At 69.2% G+C, this 24,795-nt stretch carries 27 protein-coding genes and 1 riboswitch; of the genes, 15 read left to right on the forward strand and 12 right to left on the reverse strand.

Annotation, left to right across the window (positions count from 1 at the left end; translation table 11 throughout):
* Window positions 1-29 precede the first annotated feature (29 nt).
* Both ABZ911_RS16310 and ABZ911_RS16315 read right to left on the reverse strand, forming a co-directional pair.
* Window positions 30-692 carry a Crp/Fnr family transcriptional regulator gene (locus ABZ911_RS16310; RefSeq protein WP_358055827.1) on the reverse strand — a complete coding sequence of 221 codons (663 nt, stop codon included), beginning with the start codon at window positions 690-692 and terminating at the stop codon, window positions 30-32.
* 32 nt (window positions 693-724) lie between these two features.
* Entirely contained in the window at window positions 725-2,758 is a 2,034-nt protein-coding gene (locus ABZ911_RS16315) for an adenylate/guanylate cyclase domain-containing protein (RefSeq protein ID WP_358055829.1), read from the reverse strand.
* 231 nt (window positions 2,759-2,989) lie between these two features.
* Here ABZ911_RS16315 and ABZ911_RS16320 point away from each other — a divergent pair, with 231 nt between their 5' ends.
* On the forward strand, window positions 2,990-3,904 hold the full coding sequence (locus ABZ911_RS16320) for a hypothetical protein (protein ID WP_358055831.1): 915 nt from the start codon (window positions 2,990-2,992) through the stop codon (window positions 3,902-3,904).
* A gap of 43 nt (window positions 3,905-3,947) precedes the next feature.
* On the opposite strand, the gene purL is transcribed toward ABZ911_RS16320, so the two are convergent.
* From purL to purS, 4 genes are all read right to left on the reverse strand, one after another.
* Window positions 3,948-6,200: a phosphoribosylformylglycinamidine synthase subunit PurL gene (gene purL / locus ABZ911_RS16325; protein WP_358055833.1), complete on the reverse strand. Its 2,253-nt coding sequence runs from the start codon at window positions 6,198-6,200 to the stop codon at window positions 3,948-3,950.
* The gene (gene purQ, locus ABZ911_RS16330; RefSeq protein ID WP_358055835.1) at window positions 6,197-6,877 is read right to left on the reverse strand and encodes a phosphoribosylformylglycinamidine synthase subunit PurQ; all 681 of its coding nucleotides are present in this window, start codon (window positions 6,875-6,877) and stop codon (window positions 6,197-6,199) included. Before purQ ends, purL begins: the two co-directional genes overlap by 4 nt.
* Window positions 6,878-6,994: 117 nt before the next feature.
* Window positions 6,995-7,381, reverse strand: coding sequence for an ATP-binding protein (locus ABZ911_RS16335; RefSeq protein WP_358055837.1), 387 nt, complete (start codon window positions 7,379-7,381; stop codon window positions 6,995-6,997).
* Between the two features lie 222 nt (window positions 7,382-7,603).
* Window positions 7,604-7,849, reverse strand: coding sequence for a phosphoribosylformylglycinamidine synthase subunit PurS (purS, locus tag ABZ911_RS16340; RefSeq protein ID WP_358055839.1), 246 nt, complete (start codon window positions 7,847-7,849; stop codon window positions 7,604-7,606).
* Window positions 7,850-8,624: 775 nt separating this feature from the next.
* Between purS and pdhA the strand changes: the two genes are divergently transcribed.
* The 4 genes from pdhA to ABZ911_RS16360 all read left to right on the forward strand — a co-directional run bounded on the left by pdhA (window position 8,625) and on the right by ABZ911_RS16360 (window position 12,515).
* Window positions 8,625-9,716 carry a pyruvate dehydrogenase (acetyl-transferring) E1 component subunit alpha gene (gene pdhA, locus ABZ911_RS16345; protein WP_358055841.1) on the forward strand — a complete coding sequence of 364 codons (1,092 nt, stop codon included), beginning with the start codon at window positions 8,625-8,627 and terminating at the stop codon, window positions 9,714-9,716.
* Window positions 9,713-10,693 (forward strand): alpha-ketoacid dehydrogenase subunit beta, encoded by a 981-nt coding sequence (locus tag ABZ911_RS16350; RefSeq protein ID WP_358055843.1) that lies wholly within the window; start codon window positions 9,713-9,715, stop codon window positions 10,691-10,693. Before pdhA ends, ABZ911_RS16350 begins: the two co-directional genes overlap by 4 nt.
* Before the next feature lie 13 nt (window positions 10,694-10,706).
* On the forward strand, window positions 10,707-12,125 hold the full coding sequence (locus ABZ911_RS16355) for a 2-oxo acid dehydrogenase subunit E2 (protein WP_358055845.1): 1,419 nt from the start codon (window positions 10,707-10,709) through the stop codon (window positions 12,123-12,125).
* 96 nt (window positions 12,126-12,221) lie between these two features.
* Window positions 12,222-12,515: a Dabb family protein gene (locus tag ABZ911_RS16360; protein WP_358055847.1), complete on the forward strand. Its 294-nt coding sequence runs from the start codon at window positions 12,222-12,224 to the stop codon at window positions 12,513-12,515.
* A gap of 7 nt (window positions 12,516-12,522) precedes the next feature.
* Here ABZ911_RS16360 and ABZ911_RS16365 read toward each other — a convergent pair whose 3' ends face one another.
* From ABZ911_RS16365 to ABZ911_RS16375, 3 genes are all read right to left on the reverse strand, one after another.
* Window positions 12,523-12,747 carry a hypothetical protein gene (locus tag ABZ911_RS16365; protein ID WP_358055849.1) on the reverse strand — a complete coding sequence of 75 codons (225 nt, stop codon included), beginning with the start codon at window positions 12,745-12,747 and terminating at the stop codon, window positions 12,523-12,525.
* 59 nt (window positions 12,748-12,806) lie between these two features.
* On the reverse strand, window positions 12,807-13,745 hold the full coding sequence (locus tag ABZ911_RS16370; RefSeq protein ID WP_358055851.1) for an MBL fold metallo-hydrolase: 939 nt from the start codon (window positions 13,743-13,745) through the stop codon (window positions 12,807-12,809).
* Window positions 13,746-13,897: 152 nt separating this feature from the next.
* Window positions 13,898-15,700: an acyl-CoA dehydrogenase gene (locus tag ABZ911_RS16375; RefSeq protein ID WP_358055853.1), complete on the reverse strand. Its 1,803-nt coding sequence runs from the start codon at window positions 15,698-15,700 to the stop codon at window positions 13,898-13,900.
* Between the two features lie 113 nt (window positions 15,701-15,813).
* On the opposite strand from ABZ911_RS16375, the gene ABZ911_RS16380 reads away from it, so the two are divergent.
* The 3 genes from ABZ911_RS16380 to ABZ911_RS16390 all read left to right on the forward strand — a co-directional run bounded on the left by ABZ911_RS16380 (window position 15,814) and on the right by ABZ911_RS16390 (window position 17,479).
* Complete coding sequence (locus ABZ911_RS16380; protein WP_358055855.1) at window positions 15,814-16,617, forward strand: class I SAM-dependent methyltransferase; 804 nt, start codon at window positions 15,814-15,816, stop codon at window positions 16,615-16,617.
* 13 nt (window positions 16,618-16,630) lie between these two features.
* Window positions 16,631-16,695, forward strand: a riboswitch (guanidine-III (ykkC-III) riboswitch).
* 31 nt (window positions 16,696-16,726) lie between these two features.
* The gene (locus tag ABZ911_RS16385) at window positions 16,727-17,050 is read left to right on the forward strand and encodes a multidrug efflux SMR transporter (protein ID WP_358055856.1); all 324 of its coding nucleotides are present in this window, start codon (window positions 16,727-16,729) and stop codon (window positions 17,048-17,050) included.
* 63 nt (window positions 17,051-17,113) lie between these two features.
* Entirely contained in the window at window positions 17,114-17,479 is a 366-nt protein-coding gene (locus ABZ911_RS16390; RefSeq protein WP_358055858.1) for a VOC family protein, read from the forward strand.
* A gap of 2 nt (window positions 17,480-17,481) precedes the next feature.
* Here ABZ911_RS16390 and ABZ911_RS16395 read toward each other — a convergent pair whose 3' ends face one another.
* The 3 genes from ABZ911_RS16395 to ABZ911_RS16405 all read right to left on the reverse strand — a co-directional run bounded on the left by ABZ911_RS16395 (window position 17,482) and on the right by ABZ911_RS16405 (window position 18,759).
* Entirely contained in the window at window positions 17,482-17,925 is a 444-nt protein-coding gene (locus ABZ911_RS16395; protein ID WP_358055860.1) for a hypothetical protein, read from the reverse strand.
* A 208-nt stretch (window positions 17,926-18,133) separates the two neighbouring features.
* On the reverse strand, window positions 18,134-18,490 hold the full coding sequence (locus ABZ911_RS16400) for a MazG nucleotide pyrophosphohydrolase domain-containing protein (RefSeq protein WP_358055862.1): 357 nt from the start codon (window positions 18,488-18,490) through the stop codon (window positions 18,134-18,136).
* Complete coding sequence (locus tag ABZ911_RS16405) at window positions 18,487-18,759, reverse strand: hypothetical protein (protein WP_358055864.1); 273 nt, start codon at window positions 18,757-18,759, stop codon at window positions 18,487-18,489. The genes ABZ911_RS16400 and ABZ911_RS16405 overlap by 4 nt, the downstream gene beginning before the upstream one ends.
* 94 nt (window positions 18,760-18,853) lie before the next feature.
* On the opposite strand from ABZ911_RS16405, the gene ABZ911_RS16410 reads away from it, so the two are divergent.
* The 7 genes from ABZ911_RS16410 to ABZ911_RS16440 all read left to right on the forward strand — a co-directional run bounded on the left by ABZ911_RS16410 (window position 18,854) and on the right by ABZ911_RS16440 (window position 24,725).
* A complete protein-coding gene (locus ABZ911_RS16410) occupies window positions 18,854-19,096 on the forward strand; it encodes a winged helix-turn-helix domain-containing protein (RefSeq protein ID WP_358055866.1) in 243 nt (80 codons plus the stop codon).
* Between the two features lie 216 nt (window positions 19,097-19,312).
* Window positions 19,313-20,698 carry a phage major capsid protein gene (locus ABZ911_RS16415; protein ID WP_358055868.1) on the forward strand — a complete coding sequence of 462 codons (1,386 nt, stop codon included), beginning with the start codon at window positions 19,313-19,315 and terminating at the stop codon, window positions 20,696-20,698.
* Between the two features lie 128 nt (window positions 20,699-20,826).
* Complete coding sequence (locus ABZ911_RS16420) at window positions 20,827-21,261, forward strand: hypothetical protein (protein WP_358055870.1); 435 nt, start codon at window positions 20,827-20,829, stop codon at window positions 21,259-21,261.
* Between the two features lie 415 nt (window positions 21,262-21,676).
* On the forward strand, window positions 21,677-21,874 hold the full coding sequence (locus tag ABZ911_RS16425) for a helix-turn-helix transcriptional regulator (protein ID WP_358055872.1): 198 nt from the start codon (window positions 21,677-21,679) through the stop codon (window positions 21,872-21,874).
* Complete coding sequence (locus ABZ911_RS16430; RefSeq protein ID WP_358055874.1) at window positions 21,871-21,993, forward strand: hypothetical protein; 123 nt, start codon at window positions 21,871-21,873, stop codon at window positions 21,991-21,993. The genes ABZ911_RS16425 and ABZ911_RS16430 overlap by 4 nt, the downstream gene beginning before the upstream one ends.
* A gap of 131 nt (window positions 21,994-22,124) precedes the next feature.
* Window positions 22,125-24,278 carry a phage/plasmid primase, P4 family gene (locus tag ABZ911_RS16435; protein WP_358055876.1) on the forward strand — a complete coding sequence of 718 codons (2,154 nt, stop codon included), beginning with the start codon at window positions 22,125-22,127 and terminating at the stop codon, window positions 24,276-24,278.
* Between the two features lie 198 nt (window positions 24,279-24,476).
* On the forward strand, window positions 24,477-24,725 hold the full coding sequence (locus ABZ911_RS16440) for a hypothetical protein (protein WP_358055878.1): 249 nt from the start codon (window positions 24,477-24,479) through the stop codon (window positions 24,723-24,725).
* Window positions 24,726-24,795: the final 70 nt, after the last annotated feature.

Here is a 24,795-nt window from a genome sequence, read left to right on the forward strand (position 1 = left end):
ACTATGACGTACAGCGTACGTTCACCATCTCACCGGGCGCGCTTTCGCAGCCCTTCGAGATCGTGGATGACGACCTTCCGGCGGCCCGTCTCGATCAGGCCGCGGTCCCGCAGCGAGCGCAACGCCTTGCTGACGGCCTCCCGGGAGGAGCCGGTCCAGCCGGCCAGTTCGTCCTGGGAGAGCGGCAGCATCACCCGCAGGCCGCCGTTCGTCGGCTCGCCGTACCGCTCGGCCAGCTCGACCAGCCGGGTGGCCACCCGCCCGGTGGTGTCGAACGCGCCGTACTCGATCCGCTTGCGGTCGGAGTCCCGCAGCCGCCCGACGGTCAGCCGCATCAGCAGCACCGCCACCCGGCCGTGCTCCTGCAGGAAGGCCGGGAAGTCGCGGACGACGACGCCCGCGACCGGCTCCAGCGCGGTGATGGTGGCCGAGCGCGCCGACCCGTCGAGCGCCGCCATCTCGCCGAGCAGCGCGCCCGGCCCGCGCACGGCCAGCACCACCTCGGTGCCGCCGCTGGTGTGCGAGGAGGCCTTGACCCGCCCCTCGGTGAGCACGAGCACCCAGTCGGAGGTCTCCCCTTCGGCCATCACGGTCTCCCCGCGGTCCCAGCGGCGCGGCCGCCCGGCGGCCCGCAGGGCGCTGATCTCGTCCGGGGTGAGCATGGAGAGGAACTCGCCTGGCTCTGGGGTCATGCGCCGATTATGTCCGTACGGCCACCGCGCAGCTACGCCAATTCCCCGAGAACGTAGGCGTCGACGGTCCGCTCCTTCCCCTTGAGCGACAGCGATCCCAGCGGCGTCACCCGTGCCCTGTCGCCCAGCCCGGCCAGCGTCGCCTCGCCGATCACCACGGTCCCCGGCTCGGCCAGCGCCTGGAGCCTGGCCGCCACGTTCACGCAGTCGCCCATCGCGTTGAACCCGCGCAGCTCGGGACTGCCGATGTTGCCCACCAGGGCGGGCCCGGTGTTGACGCCGACCCGGAAGGTCGGCCACTCCACCCCGCCCCGCCGCCCCGCCGCCTGCTCCCCGGCGACCTCCTCCGACACCCGCCCCGCCGCCTCCTGCATGGCCAGCGCCGCCCGGCAGGCGGCCAGCTCGTGCCGATCCTGCGTGGCCGGCGCGTTGAACAGCGCCAGCAGCGCGTCCCCGACGAACTGCACGATCGTGCCGCCGTTGTCGAGGATGCACGGCACCGCGGCGGTGTGGTACCGGTTCAGCATCTCGACGATCTCGCCGGGCGAGACCCGCTCGGAGAACGTGGTGAACCCCTTGAGGTCGGCGAACAGCGAGGTCAGCTCCTTCAGCTCGCCGCCGAGCGCCGCCTGCCCCGGGTCGGCGAGCAGCGCGTTGGCGACGTCCGGCGACATGTACTGCCGGAACAGGGTGTTCAGCTCCTGGTACAGCCGCGCGTTCTCCAGCGAGATGGACAGCTGCCCGGCCAGCGTCGCGGCCAGCGCCTCGTCGTGCCTGGTACGGCCGAGCGGGATCTCCACCGCCCCGGCCAGATGCCCCTTGACAGTGAGCGGGAGGGCCACCAGGTGACCGTTCGAGACGGGCGCGAGACCGGGAAAGGTGTACGCCCGCGAGCCGATCTGCACCCGGCCGTCGTCGACCAGGCCGATCCGCACGTCGCCGTAGGCCTGCCGGACCCGTTCCAGCGCGCCGGACAGCAGCTCGGCCTCCGGCAGCCCGACCCTGGCCTGGCCGCCCACCTCGACCAGCGCGGCCAGGCGCGCTGAGAGCTCCCGCTCGCCGGCCAGCGCCTGCCCCGCCCGGTCGAGCACGGCCGCCTGGCCCTCGCTCAGCCGGAACTTGCCCGACAGGCGGGTGGCCGCCAGCGGCTCGCCCCTGCGCACGTGCTCGACCAGTTCCTCCAGCGCCTGCTCGTAGTGCGCCTCGATGCGCGCGACCGTGGCCGACAGCGACACCGAGTCGAACAGGCCCGCGCTGCTGCCCTCGCGCCTGAACTGCAGGTAGGAGCTGTAGCCGACGAAGACGAAGGCCAGGGTGAGCAGCAGGTGCCACTCCCACCAGGACAGGTGCCAGTTGAGCTGCGACATCCCGGCGACCATCGCCTCGGCGAGCAGGGCGTAGGCGGTGATCAGGCTGATCAGCATGGCCGAGGGGCGGCTGCGGTGCAGGCGGAACATCAGTGCGCTGGCGGCGCCGTACAGCAGGACTCCGGGCACGGAGAGCCAGGCCAGCCAGGAGACGGGGGCCGCGTTCGGCGGCGCGCTGAGCGGGGTGAAGCCGGGGATCAGCGAGGCCAGCCCCCACAGGGCCATGAAGGCCACGAGCCCGGCGCGGACGGTGCCCTGCGCGGCGAGTACGGCCCTGGCCCGCCGGTCGTCCAGGGGGAGGGCGGAGGCGAAGGCGAAGACGGCCGCGATGGAGAGGCCCACCTGCTGGCCGATGTCGAAGCCGAGCGAGCCCTTGGCCAGGATGATCTGCGGGGTGGCCAGGCCGTGCAGGAGGAAGAATCCGGCGCTGCTGAGGAAGACCATCGAGACCAGGAAGAGCCGGGCGTCGGCGTGCCTGCGCGCGGCCTCGCTGACCATCAGGCCGAGCACCACGTTGAGCCCGGCCACGGTGAGGATCATCCAGAAGTGGCTGGGGTTGTGCTGCCACTTGAGGTTGACCGCGTCGCCTCCGGCCAGCAGCAGCCAGAGCCCGAGCATCGGCACGATCAGGTGAATCGCCCACACCACGGCCCTGACGGGCTGCGTGGCGGGAGGAAGGTAGGGGCTGGGGGTCGGCAAGTCGTCCTCCGTCAGATGCCCGCCGCGGCCGACGACCGCGGTTCCCCCGAACGCCCCCGATTATTCCACGCGCCCTACCGGACCGGACGGCTCACAGAACGTCAGATCAAAAGTCACGCTCTGTTTTGTGATGAATACGTTATGTGGTTATGTACACCATTGGACCGTTTGAAACGTGTATCACTTGCACATCTTCAGCATCACCTGTTCCTCTGGAAGGAAGTCCGTGGCATGAAGGTCTTCGGTGGGCGCGTGCTCACTCTCGCCGCGACCGGCGCACTCGCCGGCTCGCTCCTGGTGGTCGGCGGTGTCTCCACAGCCTCGACCGCCGGCGTCTCCGCGGTCTCCGCCGCCGGCGCCGTGGTGCACGCCTGCGTGAACAAGAAGTCGCGTTACGCCCGCATCGTCAACGCCACCACCAGGTGCCGGACCACCGAGGTCCGGGTCACCTGGGGCGGCGAGTCCGGCGGTGGCGGCGGCGGCCAGGGCCCCGCGGGCGCGGACGGCCCGCGCGGCCTCACCGGCGCCCAGGGCCCGGCGGGCAAGGACGGCGCCACCGGCCCCGTGGGCCCGGCGGGCAAGCCCGGCGTCAACGGCAAGGACGGCGCCCCGGGCAAGGACGGCAAGGACGGCGCCACCGGTCCCCAGGGCCCGGCGGGCAAGGACGGCGAGCGCGGCCCCGCGGGACCCAAGGGCGACGACGGCAAGCAGGGCGCCCCGGGCAAGGACGGTCAGCCTGGCTCCCCGGGCAAGGACGGCGAGCGCGGCCCCGCGGGACCCAAGGGCGACGACGGCAAGCAGGGACCGAAGGGCGACAAGGGCGACTCCGGAGGCTTCGGCTCGGTCACCGTCGTGTCCTCGAACTTCTCCGGCAAGACCGGCTCGGTCTCCTGCGGCTACGGCAAGGTGGCGACCGGCGGCGGCTTCTCCGGCATCAAGGGCACGGTCGTGACCAGCATGCCCACCGCGAACGGCGGCGTCCCCAGCGGCTGGACGGTGTCGCTGAACGGCAGCCACGACGACGACGATGACAGGTCCATGAGCTCGTCCGAGGCTGGCAAGCAGACCCCCTCCCCCGAGCTGCAGAAGGGCGGCGGCCACGGCAACGGCGGCACGGTCTACGCCGTCTGCGTGTCGAAGAGCTGACCGACAGGGCCGGTACGGCGCGTGCCGTACCGGCCCCGGCGGGTCAGCCGAACAGGGCCGGCAGGGTTCCCTCGTGCGTGGCGCGGAGTTCCTCGATCGGGATCTCCAGGACGTCCTCGACGACCAGGGACGAGCCGCCCGTGACGCCGAGCCCGTAGCAGGGCACCTCGTGCCGGGCGCATAGGGCCGCGAGCGCGTCGAAGGACTCCTCGCGCACCGCCACCAGCGCCCGCGCCGACGACTCACTGAACAGGCCGGCGAACGCGTCCCCGCTCAGCGACACCGTCGCGCCGACCCCCTGGGCGAGGCAGGCCTCGGCCAGGGCGATCGCCAGACCGCCGTCGGAGAGGTCGTGGGACCCCTCGACGAGCCCCTGGGAGGCGGCCTCGACCAGGACGGCCGCGAGGCCGCGCTCGGCCTCCAGGTCGGCCTCCGGCGGCAGGCCGCCGAGGTGCCCGTGGACGACGTGCGCCCACTCCGAGCCGCCGAACTCCTCCTTCGTCTCGCCGAGCAGCGCGACGCGCAGCCCCTCGGCCACGAACCCGGACCTGACGCGCTTGGCCACGTCGTCGATCACGCCGAGCACGCCCACGACGGGCGTGGGGTGGATGGCGGCCGAACCGGTCTGGTTGTAGAAGGAGACGTTGCCGCCGGTGACCGGCACGCCGAGCGTCCTGCAGGCGTCCGCCAGCCCGCGGACGGCCTCGGCGAACTGCCACATGACCTCGGGGTCCTCGGGCGAGCCGAAGTTGAGGCAGTTGGTGACCGCCAGCGGCTTCGCGCCGGTCACGGCCACGTTGCGGTACGCCTCGGCCAGCGCGAGCTGGGCGCCCGCGTACGGGTCGAGCCTGGCGTAGCGGCCGTTGCCGTCGACGGCCAGCGCGATGCCCCTGGTCGTCGGCTCCGCGCCGTCCATGACCTCCGAGATCCGCAGCATGCCCGCGTCGGCCGGCTGCGCCAGCACGGTGTTGGACCTGACATAGCGGTCGTACTGGGAGGTCACCCACTCCTTGGAGGCCAGGTTCGGCGAGCCGAGCAGCTCCAGCAGCGTCGCGCGCAGGTCGCCGGGCCGCTCCAGCCGGGCGGCCGAATCGGCGTTGAGCGCGGCCTGGCCGGCGGGCTCGGAGTAGGGGCGCTCGTAGACGGGACCTTCGTCGGCCGCGGTGCCCGGCGGGATGTCGACGATCGTCTCGCCGTGCCAGGTCATCACCAGCCTGCCGGTGTCGGTGACCTCGCCGATGACCGTGGCGGGGACGTCCCACCGCCGGCAGATGGCCATGAACGCGGGGATGTCCGACGGCGCGACGACCGCCATCATCCGCTCCTGGGACTCGCTCATCAGGATCTCCTCGGGCTGCAGCGAGGGATCGCGGAGCGGGACCAGGTTGAGGTCGACATTCATGCCGCCGGTACCCTTGGCGGCCAGTTCGGTGGTCGCGCAGGAGACGCCGGCCGCGCCGAGGTCCTGGATGCCGACGACCACGTCGGCCGCGTACAGCTCCAGGCAGCACTCGATGAGCAGCTTCTCCATGAACGGGTCGCCGACCTGGACGGCCGGGCGCTTGGCGTGCGACTCCTCCTCGAAGGTCGCGCTGGCCAGCACGCTCGCGCCGCCGATGCCGTCGGGCCCGGTGGAGGCGCCGAACAGCACCACCTTGTTGCCGGGACCCGGCGCGGTGGCCAGCTTGATCTGGTCCTTGCGCAGCAGGCCCACGCAGAGCGCGTTGACCAGCGGGTTGCCGATGTAGCAGGGGTCGAAGGAGACCTCGCCGCCGATGTTGGGCAGGCCCAGGCAGTTGCCGTAGTGGCTGATGCCCTCGACCACGCCCGGCAGCACCCGGCGGGTGTCGTCCTGGGTGGCGCCGCCGAAGCGCAGCGCGTCCATGACGGCGATCGGCCGGGCGCCCATCGACATGATGTCGCGCACGATGCCGCCGACGCCGGTGGCGGCGCCCTGGTGCGGCTCGACGTAGGACGGGTGGTTGTGCGACTCGATCTTGAAGGTGGCCGCCCAGCCGTCGCCGATGTCCACGACGCCGGCGTTCTCCCCCATGCCGACCAGCAGCGCCTCCGACTTGGGCGCCTTGCTGGCGAACTGCTTGAGGTGCACCTTGGAGGACTTGTAGGAGCAGTGCTCGCTCCACATGACCGAGTAGATCGCCAGCTCGGAGGAGGTGGGGCGGCGGCCGAGGATCTCCCGCACCCGGTCGTACTCGTCGAGCTTCATCCCCAGCTCGGCGTAGGGCATCGGCTCGTCAGGGGTCTCGGCCGCGCGCTTGACGTTGTCGGTGCTCATGCGTTCACCAGGTTCTTCAGGATCGAGGTGAAGAAGCCGAGGCCGTCGGTGCTCGGGGCGCCGACCAGGTCCTCGACGGCGTGCTCGGGATGCGGCATCAGGCCGACGATGTTGCCGGCCTCGTTGCGGATGCCCGCGATGTCGTTGAGTGAGCCGTTGGGATTGCCCACGTAGCGGATGACCACCTGGCCGCCGGCCTCCAGCGCCGCGAGCGTCTCCGGCGCGGCGACGTAGCGGCCCTCACCGTGCTTGACCGGCAGCACGATCTCCTGGCCGGGCCGGAAGGCGGAGGTCCAGGGGGTGTCGTCCCGCTCGACGACCAGCCGCTGGTCGCGGCAGATGTAGTGCAGGCTCGCGTTGCGGGTCAGCGCGCCCGGCAGCAGGTGCGCCTCGCAGAGGATCTGGAAGCCGTTGCACGTGCCGAGCACCGGAAGCCCGCTGCGGGCGGCCGGGATCAGCTCCTCCATCAGCGGGGCGAAGCGGGAGATCGCTCCGCACCGCAGGTAGTCGCCGTAGGAGAACCCTCCCGGCAGGAAGACCGCGTCGACGCCCTTGAGGTCGTGCTCGGCGTGCCACAGCGGCACCGCCTGCGCGCCTGCCAGCCGCACGGCGCGGGCGGCGTCCTGGTCGTCGAGAGTGCCTGGAAACGTGACTACGCCCACACGGGCAGCGCTCATGAGTTCGTCCCCTCCGAGGATGCGCACGCGCGCGCCGCCGTCTCTTGGGGTGGACGGCGGTCTGCGGCGGTGTCCCCAGGTTATCGGTTGCCGCCAAACGGGGCGGCGGGGGACCGCTCAGACGGCCGCGAGCTCGCGCTGGCGCGCTCCCGCCTCGTCGTCCCAGGCCAGGTGCTTGCGCAGGTGCACGGTGGTGCCGCGGCCCGGGGTGATGCCGAAGGAGATCTCGTCCACGACCGAGCGCATGATGAGCAGACCGCGGCCGTTCTCGGTGTCGGCGGGCGGGTAGTGCAGGGGCATGGAGGGCAGGCCGCGGCCGCTGTCGGCGACGCGTACGTCGCAGCGGCCGTAGCCGATGGAGGCGGTCACCTCGTAGCGGTTGGCGGGGCCGCCGTGCCGTACGGCGTTGGAGCAGGCCTCGGAGACCGCGAGCAGCATGTCGGAGATGCAGCTCTCGCTCACGTTGAGTGAGCGCAAGGCGTCTCCCAGCACTCGCCTGACCATCGGTATGCCGATCGCATCCCGAGGCAGAGCCAACGAGAACTCAATGTCCACCGGACCCCTCCCGGCGCCAGAATGTCACCTGGAGTAGGTTTCCCCGTGAAATCCGGGCTAACCGCAAAATCACGTTGTTGTTATTTAGTGTTGGTAAGCACGTGGCATTGTGGCACGGCGGAATCCGACTTTAAGCTGTCAAGGGTAAATCAAGGCGGCAAAAGTGCCCTTCTACCCCTCAACCCGTACGGTGTAGTCCTCGATCACCGTGTTGGCCAGGAGCGTCTCAGCCATCTTTCGGACGTCCGCAAGTGCCGCCTCGTCGGCGGGGCCGTCGAGTTCGACCTCAAAGCGCTTGCCCTGGCGTACCTGGGAGACTCCCGAGAAGCCCAGGCGCGGCAGTGCGCGGGCGATCGCCTGCCCCTGCGGGTCCAGGATCTCCGGTTTGAGCATGACGTCCACGATGACGCGCGCCACGATCTTCCTCCATGGGTAGGCGCAGGTGACTTCCGGCGTTCAGCCTAGTGCCACCGCCCGACCGCCCCGCAGCGGCCATCCCGGTCGCCAGGCAGGCCAGGGGGATCGCCGGGATCACGTAGCGCACGTCGAAGCCGGTGAGGAAGGGCGGCGCGGCGATGAGCAGCAGCGCCGCCAGCGCCGGAAACAGGGCGTCGTAGGCCCGCCTGACCAGCGCCACCGCGACGGCCAGCGCCAGGCCGAGGGTGTGCTGGATCCCGGTGACCAATGCGAGGCTGTGCGCGGGCTCGAGCAGCGCGAGGAAGACGGAGTATCCGGCCGGCCGAAACGGGCCGGGAGCCACCACCCGCAGGTAGCTGAAGGAGTCTGCCCAGAACCACAGCGCGGGCGGATAGCCGAGAACCGTGAGCGCCCTGAGCGCGACCGCCGGCACCAGGGCCAGGAGCAGTGCCCTGTTTTCGAGCAGCACAAATACGCGAGATGGCGGAATGGTGACCCCCAGATCGTTACCGGCTTCGCACTCTGGTATCGCCGCTTCTCCCCCTCCGAGTTCACTTGGGAGAAGGGGGCGCGGCCGTTACCCGGCGGCCCTCGGCGAGGTGTCGGCGGCGATCCACCGGGAACGGGGAGGGGAAGGGGCTTGCGCGTGGGGCTGTGGCCTCTGCCACGATGTCCCCATAAGCGTACGAACCACCACCAGATGGACGGACGCATGGAAAGGCTGGCTACAGGTGGCAACCCCATCCCACTGGCCCCGACCGCACAGGAGTGGCACGTGACCGTCGACGCCTCTCGTGGTGCTGAAGCACCTCCGGAGCTCGTCCAACTGCTCACCCCCGAGGGAGAGCGTGTCGAGCACCCCGACTACGACATCGACCTGACGCCCGACGAGGTGAAGGCGCTCTACCGCGACCTGGTTCTCGTGCGTCGCGTGGACCTGGAGGCCGTCGCCCTCCAGCGCCAGGGCGAGCTGGGCATCTGGGCCTCGCTGCTCGGCCAGGAGGCCGCGCAGATCGGTTCGGGCCGCGCCCTGACCGACGCCGACATGGCCTTCCCCACCTACCGTGAGCACGGCGTCGCCTGGTGCCGGGACGTCGACCCGGTCAAGCTGCTCGGCTTGTTCCGCGGTGTGAACCACGGCGGCTGGGACCCCGCCGAGCACAACTTCCACCTGTACACCATCGTGATCGGCAGCCAGACCCTGCACGCCGTCGGGTACGCCATGGGCATCCAGCGCGACGGCGCCAACGCCGCCACCATCGCCTACTTCGGCGACGGCGCCACCTCCCAGGGCGACGTCAACGAGTCCTTCATCTGGGCCAGCGTGTTCAACGCGCCCATCGTCTTCTTCTGCCAGAACAACCAGTGGGCCATCTCCGAGCCGCTGGAGAAGCAGACCCGCATCCCGCTGTACCGCCGCGCCTCCGGATTCGGCTTCCCCGGCATCCGGGTCGACGGCAACGACGTGTTCGCCTGCCTCGCGGTCACCCGCCAGGCGCTGAAGAACGCCCGCGAAGGCCAGGGGCCGACCCTCATCGAGGCATTCACCTACCGGATGGGCGCCCACACGACCACCGACGACCCCACCCGCTACCGCGTCGCCAGCGAACTGGAGGCGTGGAAGCTCAAGGACCCGATCGAGCGGGTCAAGGCGTACCTGTTCAAGAGCGACCTGGCCGACCAGGACTTCTTCGACTCCGTCGACGCCGAGGCCGACGCGCTCGGCGCCGACGTGCGACGGCGCTGCCTGGCCATGCCCGATCCCGAGCCGCTGGCCATCTTCGACCACGTGTACGCCGAGCCGCACGCCCTCATGGACGACGAGCGCCGGCAGTTCGCCGCCTACCTGGAGGGCTTCGAGCGATGAGCATTCTCAGCCTGTCCAAAGCGCTGAACGAGGGCATGCGCAAGGCCATGGAGGACGACCCCAAGGTCCTCATCATGGGCGAGGACGTCGGCAAGCTCGGCGGCGTCTTCCGGGTCACCGACGGCCTGCAGAAGGACTTCGGCGAGGACCGGGTCATCGACACCCCGCTCGCCGAGTCGGGCATCATCGGCACCGCGATCGGCCTGGCCCTGCGCGGCTACCGGCCGGTGTGCGAGATCCAGTTCGACGGCTTCGTCTTCCCGGCCGCCGACCAGATCATCACCCAGCTCGCCAAGATGCCGCTGCGCTCGCTCGGCGCGCTGAAGCTGCCCGTGGTCGTGCGCATCCCGTGCGGCGGCGGCATCGGCGCGGTCGAGCACCACAGCGAGTCGCCCGAGGCGTACTTCACGCACACCGCCGGCCTGCGCGTGGTGGCCTGCTCCAATCCCGCCGACGCCTACTCGATGATCCAGCAGGCCATCCGCTGCGACGACCCGGTCATCTTCTTCGAGCCCAAGCGCCGCTACTGGGAGAAGGCCGACGTCGACACCACCGACACCGCCTGGTGGACCCCACTCGACAAGGCCCAGGTGGTACGGCCCGGCACCGACGTCACACTGCTCTGCTACGGCCCGATGGTGAAGACCTGCCTGGAGGCGGCGGCAGCGGCGCAGGACGACGGCCGCTCCCTCGAAGTGATCGACCTGCGCTCGCTGAACCCGCTGGACACGCCCCTGGTCATGGACTCGGTGCGGCGCACCGGCCGGGTCGTGATCGTGCACGAGGCGCCGCTCTACAGCGGGTTCGGGGCGGAGCTGGCGGCCCGGATCACCGAGAGCTGCTTCTACCACCTGGAGTCGCCCGTGCTGCGGGTCTGCGGGCCGTCGACGCCGTACCCGCCGTCGAAGCTGGAGGAGTACTACCTGCCCGACCTGGACAGGGTGCTCGACGCCGTCGACCGTACCTACACCTACTGAGAGGGGGACGTCCATGCGACGCGAGTTCAAGCTCCCCGACGTCGGTGAGGGCCTGACCGAGGCGGAGATCGTCCGCTGGCACGTCAAGGCCGGGGACGCGGTCAAGGTCAACCAGATCGTCGTGGAGATCGAGACGGCCAAGTCGATCGTCGAGCTGCCCATCCCGTGGGACGGGGTGGTCGCCGACCTGCTGGCCGACGAGGGCCAGACGATCGACGTCGGCCTGCCGATCATCGCGGTGAACACCGCCGAGGCCGAATCCGCTCCCGAGACGGGTGTCTCCGCGGCCCAGGCCGAGGACATGGTGCCGAGTCCGCCCAAGGAGGGCGCGGTCGAGCCGGGAGCGCACGGCAGTCCCGCCCCCAAGGAGGAACGCCAGCCGGTCCTGGTGGGCTACGGCGTCAAACAGGGCGCCGCGAAGCGCCGCCCGAGGAAGGCAGCCACACCGGCCGCGAACGGTGGCCAGGCCGCCGCGCCTGAGGGGGCTCGCGCCGAGGCCCCGGCGCCGGTGCCCTTGATCCCCGCCGAGCCGGTCGCCAACCCGGCCCGGGTCGCCGTGCTGGCCAAGCCTCCGGTGCGCAAGCTGGCCAAGGACCTGGGGGTGGACCTGGCGACGCTCACGGGCTCGGGGCCGCAGGGCTCGATCACCCGCGAGGACGTCCAGGCGGCCAGCCAGGGCGTGCCGGCCGGAGCCCCGGCCGTCCGCGGTCCCGCGCAGGCCGCGCCCGCGGCCGAGGAGGAGCGCATCCCGATCAAGGGCGTGCGGAAGATGACCGCGCAGGCCATGGTGGCCAGCGCGTTCACCGCCCCGCACGTCACCGAGTTCCTCCAGGTGGACGTCACGGCGACGATGGAGGCGGTCCGGCGGCTGCGCACGATGGCCGACTTCGCCGAGGTCAAGGTCTCGCCGCTGCTGCTGGTGGCCAAGGCCGTGCTCACCGCGGCCCGCCGCTACCCGATGGTCAACTCCACCTGGGACGAGCAGGCCCAGGAGATCGTGGTCAAGCACTACGTGAACCTGGGCATCGCCGCGGCCACTCCGCGCGGCCTGCTGGTGCCCAACATCAAGGACGCGCACACCAAGTCGCTGCCCGAACTGGCGGTGGCGCTCGGCGAGCTGGCCGAGACCGCGCGGGCGGGCCGTACCCAGCCGGCCGAGATGGCGGGCGGCACGATCACGATCACCAACGTGGGCGTGTTCGGCGTGGACACCGGCACTCCGATCATCAACCCGGGTGAGTCGGCGATCCTGGCGTTCGGCCTGGTGCGCGACATGCCGTGGGTGGTGGACGGGGAGCTGGCCGTACGCAAGGTGACCACGCTGGCCTTCTCCTTCGACCATCGGATCATCGACGGCGAGCTCGGCTCCCTGTTCCTGAGGGACGTCGGCGCGATGCTGGAGGACCCGCTCCGCATGCTCGCCTGGAGCTGATCCGAGCAGGAGGGCCCGCCGGGGCCCTCCTGCCCGGTTCCAGGACACGAGCGCCCGGTGTCGACCGCTGTGGCCGCCGCCTCTAGGCTGGCCGCCATGATTCGTCACATCGTGCTGCTGACCTGGACCGACGACGCCACCGCCGAGCAGCGGGCGGCGGTGGCCGAGGGGCTGGCCACGCTTCCGGCGCTCATCCCGCAGCTACGCCGCTACGACCTTGGCGCCGACCTCGGACTGGTCGCCGACAACTCCGACTTCGCGATCGTCGCCGAGTTCGACAACCTCGCCGACTACGAGGTGTACCGCGACCACCCCGCGCACCAGGCGGTCATCGCCGAGCGGATCAAGCCCATCAAGGCGGGCAGGGCGGCCGTGCAGTTCGAGTTCTGAGCGGCGATCAGAGGTCGGGCGGGTTGTTCTCCCGGTGCATCAGCCTGCCCTCGGAGGTCTGGCCGCGCCGGGGGGCCAGCACGATGCTGAGGATCACCCCGACGCCTCCGACGATCATGAAGATGATGCCGATCCGGTCCATGTGGACGGCGGAGCCGAAGACGTCCGGTTCGATGGCGAATCTGAGGATGGCGCCGAGCGTGAGGAAGAAGATGCTGACCCCGACACCCATGGCGACCTCCGGAGGGTAAAGAGCGCGTACGCCCTCCGTCATACCCGTCTATGGGTGATCTAGGCGAGACATGTCAGCGGCTTGCCGCCGTTGAACTCGATCATGTCGAGCATGGGCGGGACGAGGTCGATCGGCTCGCCCCGGGGCAGCCCGTCGAGCTCGGCGTAGGCGCGGTACAGGTTGCCGACGAGCCGCTCGGCGTCGAGCAGCTCCGCGTACTCCCCGAGGTCGCTCTCCCGGGCCGCCTGCAGCGGGGTGAGACCCGCCGCCCGCCCGCGCTCGGCGGTGGCCTGCACGAAGCGCAGGTAGCCCTGCACGGCGTCGATCGCCTCGGACCCGCACACCGCGCCGTGTCCGGGCACGATCGTCTCCGCGCCCAGCGCCCTGAGGGCTTCGAGCGCCTCGATCGCGCCGGTGACCGAGCCCATCAGCATGAACGGGGTGCCGCCGTTGAAGATCAGGTCGCCGGAGAACAGCAGCCTGCGCTCGGGGATCCACACGATGGAGTCGTTGCTGGTGTGCGCGGGCAGGCCGAGGTGGCGCACCTCGCAGCGCAGCTCGTCGGAGTGGACGGTGACCGAGTCGGTGTAGGTGAGGAACGGCGGCACCGCCTCCAGCGGGCCCCACTCCACCGGCGTCCAGGCCAGGTCGCGGTAGTCGGGGATGCCGTCGGCGAGGATCTGCTCGCGGGTGCGCTCGTGCCCCACGATCGTCGCCTCGGGGAAGAGGTAGTTGCCGAAGGTGTGGTCGCCGTGGTGGTGGGTGTTGATCAGCGTGGTCACCGGCCGGTCGGTGACCCGCGCGATCGCCTCCCGGTACGCCAAGGTGCGCCGCTCGGTCGAGCAGGCGTCGACGCTGATGACGCCGCGCCGTCCGGCGAGGAACCCGGTGTTGTTGATCCACCAGCTTCCGTCCGGCTGGATGTAGGCGTAGACGCCGTCGGACACCTCTTCGACGCGAGCAGGGGGCAAGGCGTGGTCGTGACGCGATGAGCTCATGCCCTCGACCCTCGCACCGCCCGTCTCCGGGCTTCAACAGGTTCGCGTGGATCGGGGAGGGCGAGCCGGGTGCGTTGGGACGGAACAGGCCCGCCCAGCCCCGGTGAGGGGCGGGCGGGCCTGTCGTGACCCTGCCGCGGGAGCAGGTGAACCTAGAACGCCTCTTCCGCAAGCTCCATCAGGTCCAGGTTCGTTCCCTTGAGGATCCGGCGCTCGGCGGCCAGGCGCGGCAGCACGGTGGTCGCGAAGAACGACGCGCCGGCGACCTTGCCCTGGTAGAACGGGTCCTCGCCGTCGGCCAGCGCGTCCAGCGCGATCTCCGCCTGGCGCAGCAGCAGCCAGCCGATGACCAGGTCGCCGAGCGCGAGCAGGAAGCGGGTGCTGTTGAGGCCGACCTTGTAGACGTCCTTCGGCGCCTCCAGCGAGCCGATCGCCCATCCGGCCATCACGTCGCCCATGGCCTTGACGTGGTCGGCGGCCTCGTCGAGGAGTTCGCGCTCGCCCTTGAGCCGGCCGTTGCCCGCCTCGGAGGTGGCGAACGCCTTGATCTCGGCCAACAGCGAGCCCACGGCCGCGCCCTGGTTGCGGAGGATCTTCCGGAAGAACAGGTCGAGGCCCTGGATCGCGGTGGTGCCCTCGTACAGCGAGTCGATCTTCGCGTCCCGGATGTACTGCTCGATCGGGTAGTCCTGCAGGTAGCCGGAGCCGCCCAGGGTCTGCAGCGAACGGGCCAGCATCTCGTAGGAGCGCTCCGAGCCGACGCCCTTGACCAGCGGCAGCAGCAGGTCGTTCATCGCCGCCGCGTCCTGGTCGCCGGGGTTGATCTGGATGGCGTCCTGGAAGGTGGCCGTGTAGAGGACCAGGGCGCGCATGCCTTCGGCGTACGACTTCTGCAGCATGAGTTCGCGGCGCACGTCGGGGTGGTGCGTGATGGTCACCCGCGGCGCGGTCTTGTCGGCCATCCGGGTGAGGTCGGCGCCCTGGAGGCGGGACTTGGCGTACTCCAGGGCGTTGAGGTAGCCGGTGGAGAGTGTGGCGATCGCCTTGGTGCCGACCATCATGCGGGCGTGCTCGATCACCATGAACATCTGCTTGATGCCCTCGTGCACGTCGCCGACCAGTGTGCCGATCGCCGGGTGCTTGTCGCCGAAGGTGAGCTCGCAGGTGGTGGAGACCTTCAGGCCCATCTTCTTCTCGACGTTGGTGACGTAGACGCCGTTGCGCTCGCCCAGGTCGCCGTCGTCGTTCACGTGGTACTTGGGCACCAGGAACATCGACAGGCCCTTGGTGCCGGCGCCGTGACCCTCGGGGCGGGCCAGCACGAGGTGGAAGATGTTCTCGGCCATGTCGTGCTCGGCGCTGGTGATGAAGCGCTTGACGCCCTCGATGTGCCAGGTGCCGTCGGGCTGCTGGACCGCCTTGGCCCGGCCCGCGCCCACGTCGGAGCCGGCGTCGGGCTCGGTGAGCACCATGGTGGCGCCCCAGTTGCGCTCGATGGCCTGCTCGGCGAAGCGCTTCTGCGCGGGGGTGCCGACCTTCCACAGCGTGTAGGCGAAGTTGGGGCCCGCGGCGTACATGTACAGGGCGGGGTTGGCGCCGAGCACCATCTCGGCCGCCGACCAGGCGAGCGAGCGCGGGATGCCGGGGCCGCCGAGGTCGGTGGGCAGGTCCAGGTGGGCCCAGCCGCCCTCCATGAGCGCGGCGAACGACTTCTTGACGCCCTCCGGCAGGGTCACGGTGCCGGTCGCCGGGTCGAACACCGGCGGGTTGCGGTCACCCTCCTCGAAGGAGTCAGCGATGACACCCGTGGCGACCCTGTTGACCTCTTCCAGGATGCTGCGGGCGATGTCCTCGTCCACTTCCGAGAACGGCCCGGTGCCCAGGATGTCGCGGCGGCCGAACACCTCGAAGAGGTTGAACTCCAGGTCGCGCACGTTGCTCTTGTAGTGGCCCATGGGTGCTGCTCTCCTTGAACCGGGGGCGTTAAGTACTGGCGAGTAACCTTACTCGCAATGCTACCCGCCGGTAACCACAGATAAGCGTGGTCTGTGGCACATACGCTCCTGTCATGGACGCCGGAGCTCTGAACGAACGCTGGCGGCGGAATCTCGAGTCATGGGCGATCCCCGACGAGATCCTGGCCGCGGCACCAGCCGACCCCTGGGCGCACGTGCCCGCGCGCTTCGCCGGCCGTACCGACCGTGCGGTGGCCGAGCCCGAGGGGCCCACGCTGGCCAGGGTCGCCGAGGCCCTGCCCGAGGGAGGGGCCGTCCTGGACGTCGGTTCGGGGCCGGGGGGCGCCTCGCTCCCGCTGCACGACCGCATCGGCGACCTCGTCGCCGTCGACTCCTCGGCGGCCATGCTGAAGGAGCTGATGATCCGCGCCGAAGGGCTCGGCGTCGCCGCGACCGCCGTCGAAGGGGCCTGGCCCGACGTCGAGGGCGAGGTGCCGCGGGCGGACGTGGTGATCGCCGCGCACGTCGTCTACAACGTGCCGGATCTGGCGCCCTTCTTCGTCGCGCTCAACGCGCACGCCCGCTGCCGGGTCGTCCTCGAACTGCCGAACCGCCACCCGATGAGCTGGATGAGCCCGCTCTGGGAGCATTTCCACGGCATCCGCCGCCCGGTACGGCCCATCGCCGAGGACGCGGTGGCCCTGGCCGCCGCGCTCGGCTACGACGTGCGGGTGGAGGAGCGCGAGGCGCCGATCGAGCGCTTCACGCACATCGAGGACCTGGCCGAGAGCGTCTGCCGGCGGGTCTGCCTCGATCCCGCGCGATCCGAAGAGGTGGCCTCGACCGCGATGGAGCTCGGCATGTGGCCGGTGCCGCGCGACCGCTGGGTGACGCTCTGGTGGGACACCCGGGAATGAAGGGTGCGCCCAGGCGGTTCTGAAAGGTGAGTGACCGGACGAGACGCGCCGTACCCGGATATGCAAAGACGACGCACGACATTGTCGGACTCGTCTATCTGGGGTCTTCATGGCCTGGGTCATTCTCATCATCGCCGGCGTCCTCGAGGTCGCCATGGCTCTGGCGCTCAAGATGAGCGCGGGCTTCTCCCACCTGTGGTGGTCGCTGGGCTTCGGCGTGTTCGCCGTCGCCAGCTTCGGCCTGCTCTCCTACGCGCTCAAGAGCCTGGAAGTCGGTACGGCCTACGCCGTCTGGACCGGCATCGGCGCCGTCGGCACCGCCGCCCTCGGCATGATCGCGATGGGTGACGACGTCTCGCTGATGAAGGTCGGCTCGATCGCCCTCATCCTGCTCGGCGTCGTCGGCCTCAACCTCGCCGGAGCGGGCCACTGATAACCGGCTTGACGGCTTTGCCGGTGTGACGATTGGGTGGACTCCATGATGGAGATCCATGCGGTGACGATTGACAGCGCCGAGCCGTACGACATGGCCACCTGGTGGAGCAAGGCCACCGGATGGCCGCTCGGCGAGGACGACGAGCCGGGCGATGACGAGATCATGCTGCGGACGCCGTACGGCTTCATGTTGCTGTTCATCCGGGTGCCCGAGGGCAAGACGGTGAAGAACCGCGTCCACATCGACGTGACCGGCAGCGGCGGGCGCACCCGTGACCAGGAGGTGGAGCGCCTGCTGGCCGTCGGCGCGACCATCTTCGAGGACCACCGCCGCGCCGACGGCACCGGCTGGGTGACCATGCTCGACCCTGAGGGCAACGAGTTCTGCGTCTGCCGCAGCGACGCGGAGAAGGGTCTGCCGGGCTGAGCTCAGCGAGCCCGGCCCTTCATGGTCATCGCCACGATGCCGGTGATCAGGTAGACGAGGGCGCCGCGCCAGGCCGAGTCCCAGGCCGCGCCGAAGATGCCCTCGTTGTCGAGGACGAGCTGCACGGGATAGGTGAGAACCGCGGTGATGCCGGCGGGCATCAGGGCGAAGCGCCACGGGTGCCGCAGCGACCACTGCCGCGCCTGCCGGGTGACCCGGTCGCCGATGTCCGGCTTGGCGACCGCGCCGATCGCGGCGATGAGCGCGAACAGGCTGATGCCCAGGCCGAGCGCCCAGGGCAGATCGGCGGTACCGGGCAGGATGACGCCCATGCCGTAGCTGGCGGCGGCGACGGCGCCACCGGCGATGGTGGCGGTCTTCCACGGCGCACCGCGCAGCGCGGCACCTGAGAGGGACAGTTCTTCGCGGCGGCTGATCTCGTTCATGCTTCCACTCTGCCGTTTCGGGGCCCTTGTCCGCATCGGGGAACGACCCTGGCTTCGCCCCCATCTGTTGTCAGGGGCGGTCGGGGTTCCCTTCACATTAGCCGCATAGACGGGAGCCTCACGGAGACTCTGAGAGCCACCAGTCCGCGCGTAGGTGCCGGGTGGTGGCTCTCGTGCTGTCCGAAACCCCACGGAGGGCCTCCGAGACCTATCCCGGAGGCACCAGGCCGGACAGATCTGGCGGCCGGAAGCCGGGACCCTTCACGGCCTTGCCGTCCTTGGAGCCCTCCTTGGTCATGTTCGCCCTGTGGACCTCCGCCAGCACCGCGTCCAGGTCGATGCCGTAGGTGATGGCGGTGCCGTACACGACGTAGACCACGTCGGCCAGCTCCTGTGCGAGGTTCACCAGGTCACCCGACTCGACGGCCTGGCCAACCTCGGTGACCTCCTCGGCGAGCAGTCGCTGTCGCAGGCGGGCCATCCGCTCGTCCGGCGCCGCTGGTGTGTCGGCCACAGGGAAGCCGAACCGTTCGTGGAACTCCCTGACCATCTGCGCTGGGGTCACGTGCGAATCCTCCTGGAGGGCAACGTCTTGACCATGGTGGGCTTGCGCTTGCTAGGGAACTGGACGTCGTAGACAACCACGTCTCCGTACAGTTCGCCGATGACCTTCTCGTCTAGGAACACGTAACAGTCGTCCAGGTTGACGGACAGACGCATGGCCTTGGGCTCGTTCGAGCCGACCTCGAACACCCTCGCCAGGTAGGCGTACGCGTAGAGGTGCTCCTTGAACGTGAGGGCCAGGCCCTCGATCTCGATCGTCACTGGGGGCATACGGCCAGCTTAGGAGCTTGTACATGCTCGTACAAGGTCGTTCATGCTCGTACTCAAATGAGGATGCTCTGACCTGCATGTCTACGGTTGAGCTGTGATCGAGCTACGGGCTGACCAGCCGAAATGGCGGCAGGTGGCAGGCATTCTGCGCCAGCGGATCGAGTCGGGCGAGTATCGCCCTGGCGTCCCGCTGCCCTCCGAAACCGCGATCGGCCAGGAGTTCGGCATAGCGCGCGGCACCGCCCGGAAGATCATCGCCGCGCTGCGCGAAGAGGGCTTGATCTACACCGTTCCGCAGATCGGTTCGTTCGTAGGGTCAGGGCCAGAAGACGCCTGACCCGCACGGACTTGTGCGCCGATTTGGCGGGCTGCTTGGCTGGTAGTGGTAGCGGCGCGCAGCGCCGGGTGTTGACGTTCCCCACCCTCGCACCGCAGCCCCCCACCACAGCACCTCGATCAAGGCCGGACACGGGATGTGTCACGTCGCGGGCCAGCGGGCTCGCTCGACGTCGCTAGGGGAGACCTCACCACTCTCACCTAGGAGAACACTGCAATGAGCAGGTATGACCAGGTCGCCGCTCGAATGACGGTCATCACTGAAGAGATGGAGCGCATCGGCGAGCACGAGCGCCCGACTCGATCGCAGGCGGAGCGCTTCGCAGAGCTGACCGCCGAGTGGACCGACCTCAACATCGAGTTCCGCAACCTCACGCTGGACAAGATCCGAGGTTCGGTCGGGGGCGGAAACGGGATCAAGACCGAGTACGGCAGCGGGACCGGGAACACTCCAGGGCTGGGCGGTGGCTCGATGCGCGACCAGGCGATGCGGACCATTGAGCGAGCCGACATCCCCGCCGAGGCTCAGGAGAAGGCCGAGGGGCTGCTCGGACAGGGCGCACCAGCTCACCGGAGCCTGGCGGAAAGGTGGGTGCTGACCACCGGAGCCCCTGCCTATGAGCGAGCATTCGCCCACCTCGTCGCGGACCCCCAGCGTGGACACATGATGTGGGGCGAGGAGGAGCGCGCGGCATTCCAGGCCGTGCAGAACCTGCGTAGCGAGATGCGTGCAATGTCCCTCACGGACGCCGAGGGCGGCTACATGGTGCCCTTCCACCTGGACCCGTCGATCCTGCTGACCTCTGGCGGCAGCGTGAACCCGATGCGGCAGCTTGCCAGGGTGGTGCAGACCAACAGCGACTCGTGGAACGGCGTGACCAGCGCAGGCGTCACCGCCCACTGGAGGCCGGAAGAGGAAGAGGCCCAGGACGACAGCCCGACCCTCGGACAGGTCACGATCCCTGTCCACAAGGGTGACTCATTCATCCCGTTCAGCATCGAGTTCGGCATGGACGCGGTCAGTCCGATGCAGGAGCTGCAAAGGCTGCTCGTCGACGGAGCGGACCAGCTCCAGGCCACCGCGTTCGTCCTGGGGACGGGCATCAACCAGCCGACTGGAATCGTGACGGCACTGGCTGGAACGGCGAGTGAGATCAACAGCGGTGGCACCGAGGCCCTGACCGCTGCGGACCCGTTCACGCTCCAGGGCGCGCTGCCGCCCAGGTTCAGCCCGAACGCGCAGTGGATGGCACCCCTGCCGATCATCAACTCGCTGCGGCAGTTCGAGACCACCAACGGAGCGCTCAAGTTCCCCGAGCTGGCGAACGGTGTCCTGCTGGGGCGGCGGATGAACGAGAACAGCAACATGGACGGCTCGATCAACCCGGCCGTGACCGCGAACAACTACGTGATGATCTACGGCGACTTCAAGAACTACGTGATCGCCGACCGGATCGGAACGACCATCGAGCTAATCCCGCACCTCGTAGGACCCAACCGCAGGCCGACCGGTCAGCGGGGGCTGTACCTGTACTTCCGTACGGGCGGCAACGTCGTCGTGCCGAACGCATTCCGGATGCTGGACGTGCCGACCACGGCTTAAGACCCGGGGGGAGTGGTGGCCCCCCGATGAGGAGACCCCTTGCTGGTAGGTGGGGGTCTTCGACCTGGGGGACCCCTGTGAAGACTCCGGGGGTCCCCCCTCCTACTTACGGACAGGTGGTGTGGACAGTGGACGACAAGCACACGGAGACGGCGCAGGACGCGCAGGGGTGCGGACGCCCCAGCTACAGCCCGGCAGGCGTTCCCATGTGGCACGGGGACGCGGACGCAGGCCAGTCTGCGGAGCAGGCCGTAGCCGAGCAGGCAGCACTGATCCAGTTTGGTCGGGCCACCGCGCCCCGAGCGCTCAGCAAGCCCAACCTTGCGCACGTCGATGTCGAGTTCATGACCGACGTGGAGCTGACGGACCTGCGGAAGCTGATGGAACGCCGGGCGCACCCGAGCCACCCCGCGCCCCCCACCCTCAAGCGGTTCATGGGCGAGCTGGCGAAGGCGCTCAAGGCGGTTGAGGAGCAGCGGGTGTGGGTTTGGCTTCAGTTCATGGACGACCCCAGCATCCCGCCCGACTGGGACACGGCGGTTGCCGCGCTGCCCCAGGAGTAGGGGGAGGGGGTCGCGACATAGCTGCGGTGAAGTGAAGAGAAATCCCGCAGTTTTTCTCTTTCTTTCCGGAACATGGGGGATCACTCGTCGTATCGCCGACCGTAACTTCTCGTGATCCATCCCCGGCGAGAACCCTGCCGCAGCGTGCCCCGGAGTCAATGGGTGCGCCATATCTTTTGCCCGCGACATACGCCGTGCTCTACTAGGTGTAGGACGACGGCAGAGGGCGACTGCACAAGGTCAACTGACCCCAAGACCTGGTAACCACCCCAGGCGCACGCACACCGACCCTATTGGGCCTCCGGGGACACCCCCCGGACGCTTGGTTAGTCCTGAGAAGTAAGGCGGGCAGCCGACCCCCCCTCCGTGAAGACACCGGAGGCATGTCGTGCATTCGACAACTCTCATCTTCAGCGTGTCCAAGTTCCGGGCCGTGTTCGAGCAGTCGGGCATCTCCAAGAGGGCGCTGGCTCGTCGGATCGGCTTCGACGGCGCGACCCCCGTCTACGGCTACCTCAGCGGGAAGCGGAGGCCCAAGCCCCCGACCGTCGAGCGGATGGCCGAGATTCTCGGCTGCAAGGCCGAGGACCTGTACGTCGAGGTGGAGCTGTGAACGCCAAGGCCGAGTGGACCTCGGTACCCAACGGCGACCGTTACCGGCGGCTGCTGGCCCTGCTGTTCCAGCCGGACGAGGCCGAGCAGGCCCCGGACATGGATCGGGCGGTGGCGTGATGACGCACGCACACCGCCCCCAGGCGAGCAAATCCACCACCCAGGGAAGCACGGAGCATGACATGGCGGCAATCCCTGGTGACCTGCGGCTCGCACTCAAGGAGTCCGCTAAGGACCTGGCCAAACGCGGCATGTTCATCCTCACCGTGGGTCGGCGCGAGGATGGCTCGCCGGACAAGAAGTCCTTTGGCAAGTGGAACAAGGACGAGTTCCCCGGACCGACCTCGCTCGAAACGATCGAGTACGACATGTCGTGGGGCAACAAGTGCGGCATCTGGGTCCGTGTACCCGATGAGTGGGTGGTGGTCGATCCGGACTCCGACGAGGCCGTGGAGTACTGGACGGAGAGGCTCGGAGACGTCCTCGAAAAGGCTGCCGTCAGCCAGCCGCCACACGGCAGGCCGCACTGGTGGTTCCGCATTCCCGCTGGCTCGCAGGGAGTGTTCCGCTGGTCGGCTCCCAGCAGCAACAAGAACAACATCCGGTTCGATGTGCTGGGCCAGCGCCGAGGCGGGGTCATGGCTCCGCCGTCCGAGCACCACAAGGGCGGTCGGCGCGCGTGGATCAAGGGGCTCGACGAGGCGAAGGAGTTGACCTCTGACGAGACCGCGCTGCTGGCTCGCCACACCCTCCCCGGCGCGCCCCCACGGGCGGGCGACGAGGCAACACCGCTCGGGCCACCGCGCGCCCCCAAGTACACGAACGGCGAGGGAACCAAGTACGGCAACAGCGCGCTCAGGTCCGAGGTCAACAAGCTTAGGAAGGTGTGGAGGGCCGACGACGGCACGTTCAACAACACCCTTAACTCAGGGGGCTTCGGCATCGGCCAACTGGTGGCGGGCGGCGAGCTGGATCACGAGTTCGCCTACGACATCCTGACGGAGCTGCTCGACGAGCTGGGCGCTCCGACCAGCGAGTACCGGACCCGCGACTCGGGCTACTTCGACGGGTTCGACCGGCCGAGGGCCAGCACTGCGTTCGACTCGGAGTTCTTCGGATTGGTCAACGGCAGGGAAGGCCAACTGCTGGCCTCCACCCTCGCCGACGCCATCCTCAAGGAGGGACCGATTGGGGTCGGGACCAGCGGCCACCTCTGGGCCTACCGGGACGGCGTTTGGAAGATCGACAAGCACGCGGTCAGGGTCAGGGCGTCAAAGCTGCTCAGCGAGGCGTTCCGAGTCCGGCATGCCATGGACGTTGAGGCAGTTATCCGCTCCAGGGCTCCCGAGATCGAGTGTGAACCGGTACCCAAGTGGATCAACTTCCGAAACGGGCTGCTGGACTGGGAGCAGGGCAAGCTTCACCCGCACTCGCCGGACGCGCTGTCTACCGTTCAGCTTCACACCGAGTGGGACCCCGAGGCTCAGTGTCCGGAGTTCGACCGGTTCCTTGCCAGTGTGTTGCCAGCCGACATGGTCGACATGGTCTGGGAGTTGATCGGCTACCTAATGTACAGCGGCAACCCCCTGCACAAGGCGGTCATGCTGCACGGTTCCGGGCGTAACGGCAAGGGCACCTGGATTCGGGTGATCAAGACCCTACTCGGCGACGAGAACGTGACTGCGGTGACCCTCCAGTCCCTCAACATGGAGCGGTTCGCGGCGGCAAGCCTGTTCGGCAAGATCGCCAACATCGCGGGTGACATCGACGGCACCTACCTGGAGCAGACGGCGAAGTTCAAGGCGATCACGGGTGAGGACGTGATCACGGCGGAGTTCAAGAACAGAGACCCGTTCGACTTCACGCCCTGGGCTGTCCCGGTGTTCAGCGCCAACAAGATTCCTGGCTCCGCCGACGTGACGACGGGCTACATGTCCCGCTGGGTGGTCGTCCCCTTCCCGAATGACTTCACGGGCAAGGAGGACAGGCACCTTGCCGCGAGACTCCAGCGTCCCGAGGAGATCCGGGGCATCGCGGCGAAGGCCGTCCCGGCTCTGCAACGGCTGATGGCAAGAGGCAACTTCGACGAGCCACCCTCCGCCCTGGAGGCCATGGCCGAGTTCAAGCGCCGTACGAATCAGCTCGAAAGCTGGCTCGATGAGTGCTGCGAGCGGACCCCCGACACCTGGGCCGAGCGGGTCACCTTCTACGACGCCTACCGCAGGTGGGCCGAGCACGGGCGCTACGGCGTTCTCAAGGCCGCCGAGTTCTACGACCGGATGCGCAACGCGGGGATCGAAGAGGCGAAGCGGAAGGGCACCCGAGGGTTCAAGGGTGTCACGGTGACCAACGACTACGACAAAACGGCACCGTACCGCGCGAACTGGGACCGCAGCCGCAACTAGCCACCTGCCCCCCACTGCCCCCCAGCAGCGTTCTCACCGGCCAGGGGGCAGCCGGGGGGCAGGGGGGCAGCTACGACCCCACCCCGCTACATCCGGGGGGATCGGTAGGTGGAGAGCGCCCCGTACAGAGCGGGGTGGTGGGGGGCCTGCCCCCCCTGCCCCCCACTGCCCCCGCCCCCAATCAAGAAAGGAAATGAAATGTTCACGATGATTCCAGCAGCGCCAGGATGGCTCGCGGTTATTGAGTTCGATACCAGCGATGGCACGCTGCACGTTCCCTATCGAGTGGAGGCGTGGAACCCCTGGGGAACAGCGATGGTCGCCGACGCCGAAACGGGTTCCCTGGTATCAATCGAATTGATCAACGGCGGCAAGTTCATTCGGCTTATCCCCGACGAGCAGGCCGAGCAGCCTGCTCGGGGTGTGCTCGCTGCTCGTCCCTGGTGAAAAAGCTGTGCTCGGGCTGCTCGCCCCTGTGCTCGGGCCAGACGAGCGGCGAGCGCGAGCAGCCCGAGCA

The sequence above is a fragment of the Nonomuraea sp. NPDC046570 genome (assembly GCF_040645915.1).
Lineage (GTDB): Bacteria > Actinomycetota > Actinomycetes > Streptosporangiales > Streptosporangiaceae > Nonomuraea.

Bases quoted from the DNA above. Each gene is read 5' to 3' on its own strand.
- ABZ911_RS16310 (WP_358055827.1), bottom strand. From the start codon at position 692: ATGACCCCAGAGCCAGGCGAGTTCCTCTCCATGCTCACCCCGGACGAG.
- ABZ911_RS16320 (WP_358055831.1), top strand. From the start codon at position 2,990: ATGAAGGTCTTCGGTGGGCGCGTGCTCACTCTCGCCGCGACCGGCGCA.
- purL (WP_358055833.1), bottom strand. From the start codon at position 6,200: ATGAGCACCGACAACGTCAAGCGCGCGGCCGAGACCCCTGACGAGCCG.
- purQ (WP_358055835.1), bottom strand. From the start codon at position 6,877: ATGAGCGCTGCCCGTGTGGGCGTAGTCACGTTTCCAGGCACTCTCGAC.
- ABZ911_RS16335 (WP_358055837.1), bottom strand. From the start codon at position 7,381: ATGGTCAGGCGAGTGCTGGGAGACGCCTTGCGCTCACTCAACGTGAGC.
- ABZ911_RS16350 (WP_358055843.1), top strand. From the start codon at position 9,713: ATGAGCATTCTCAGCCTGTCCAAAGCGCTGAACGAGGGCATGCGCAAG.
- ABZ911_RS16355 (WP_358055845.1), top strand. From the start codon at position 10,707: ATGCGACGCGAGTTCAAGCTCCCCGACGTCGGTGAGGGCCTGACCGAG.
- ABZ911_RS16360 (WP_358055847.1), top strand. From the start codon at position 12,222: ATGATTCGTCACATCGTGCTGCTGACCTGGACCGACGACGCCACCGCC.
- ABZ911_RS16365 (WP_358055849.1), bottom strand. From the start codon at position 12,747: ATGGGTGTCGGGGTCAGCATCTTCTTCCTCACGCTCGGCGCCATCCTC.
- ABZ911_RS16370 (WP_358055851.1), bottom strand. From the start codon at position 13,745: ATGAGCTCATCGCGTCACGACCACGCCTTGCCCCCTGCTCGCGTCGAA.
- ABZ911_RS16375 (WP_358055853.1), bottom strand. From the start codon at position 15,700: ATGGGCCACTACAAGAGCAACGTGCGCGACCTGGAGTTCAACCTCTTC.
- ABZ911_RS16380 (WP_358055855.1), top strand. From the start codon at position 15,814: ATGGACGCCGGAGCTCTGAACGAACGCTGGCGGCGGAATCTCGAGTCA.
- ABZ911_RS16385 (WP_358055856.1), top strand. From the start codon at position 16,727: ATGGCCTGGGTCATTCTCATCATCGCCGGCGTCCTCGAGGTCGCCATG.
- ABZ911_RS16395 (WP_358055860.1), bottom strand. From the start codon at position 17,925: ATGAACGAGATCAGCCGCCGCGAAGAACTGTCCCTCTCAGGTGCCGCG.
- ABZ911_RS16405 (WP_358055864.1), bottom strand. From the start codon at position 18,759: ATGCCCCCAGTGACGATCGAGATCGAGGGCCTGGCCCTCACGTTCAAG.
- ABZ911_RS16415 (WP_358055868.1), top strand. From the start codon at position 19,313: ATGAGCAGGTATGACCAGGTCGCCGCTCGAATGACGGTCATCACTGAA.
- ABZ911_RS16435 (WP_358055876.1), top strand. From the start codon at position 22,125: ATGTTCATCCTCACCGTGGGTCGGCGCGAGGATGGCTCGCCGGACAAG.
- ABZ911_RS16440 (WP_358055878.1), top strand. From the start codon at position 24,477: ATGTTCACGATGATTCCAGCAGCGCCAGGATGGCTCGCGGTTATTGAG.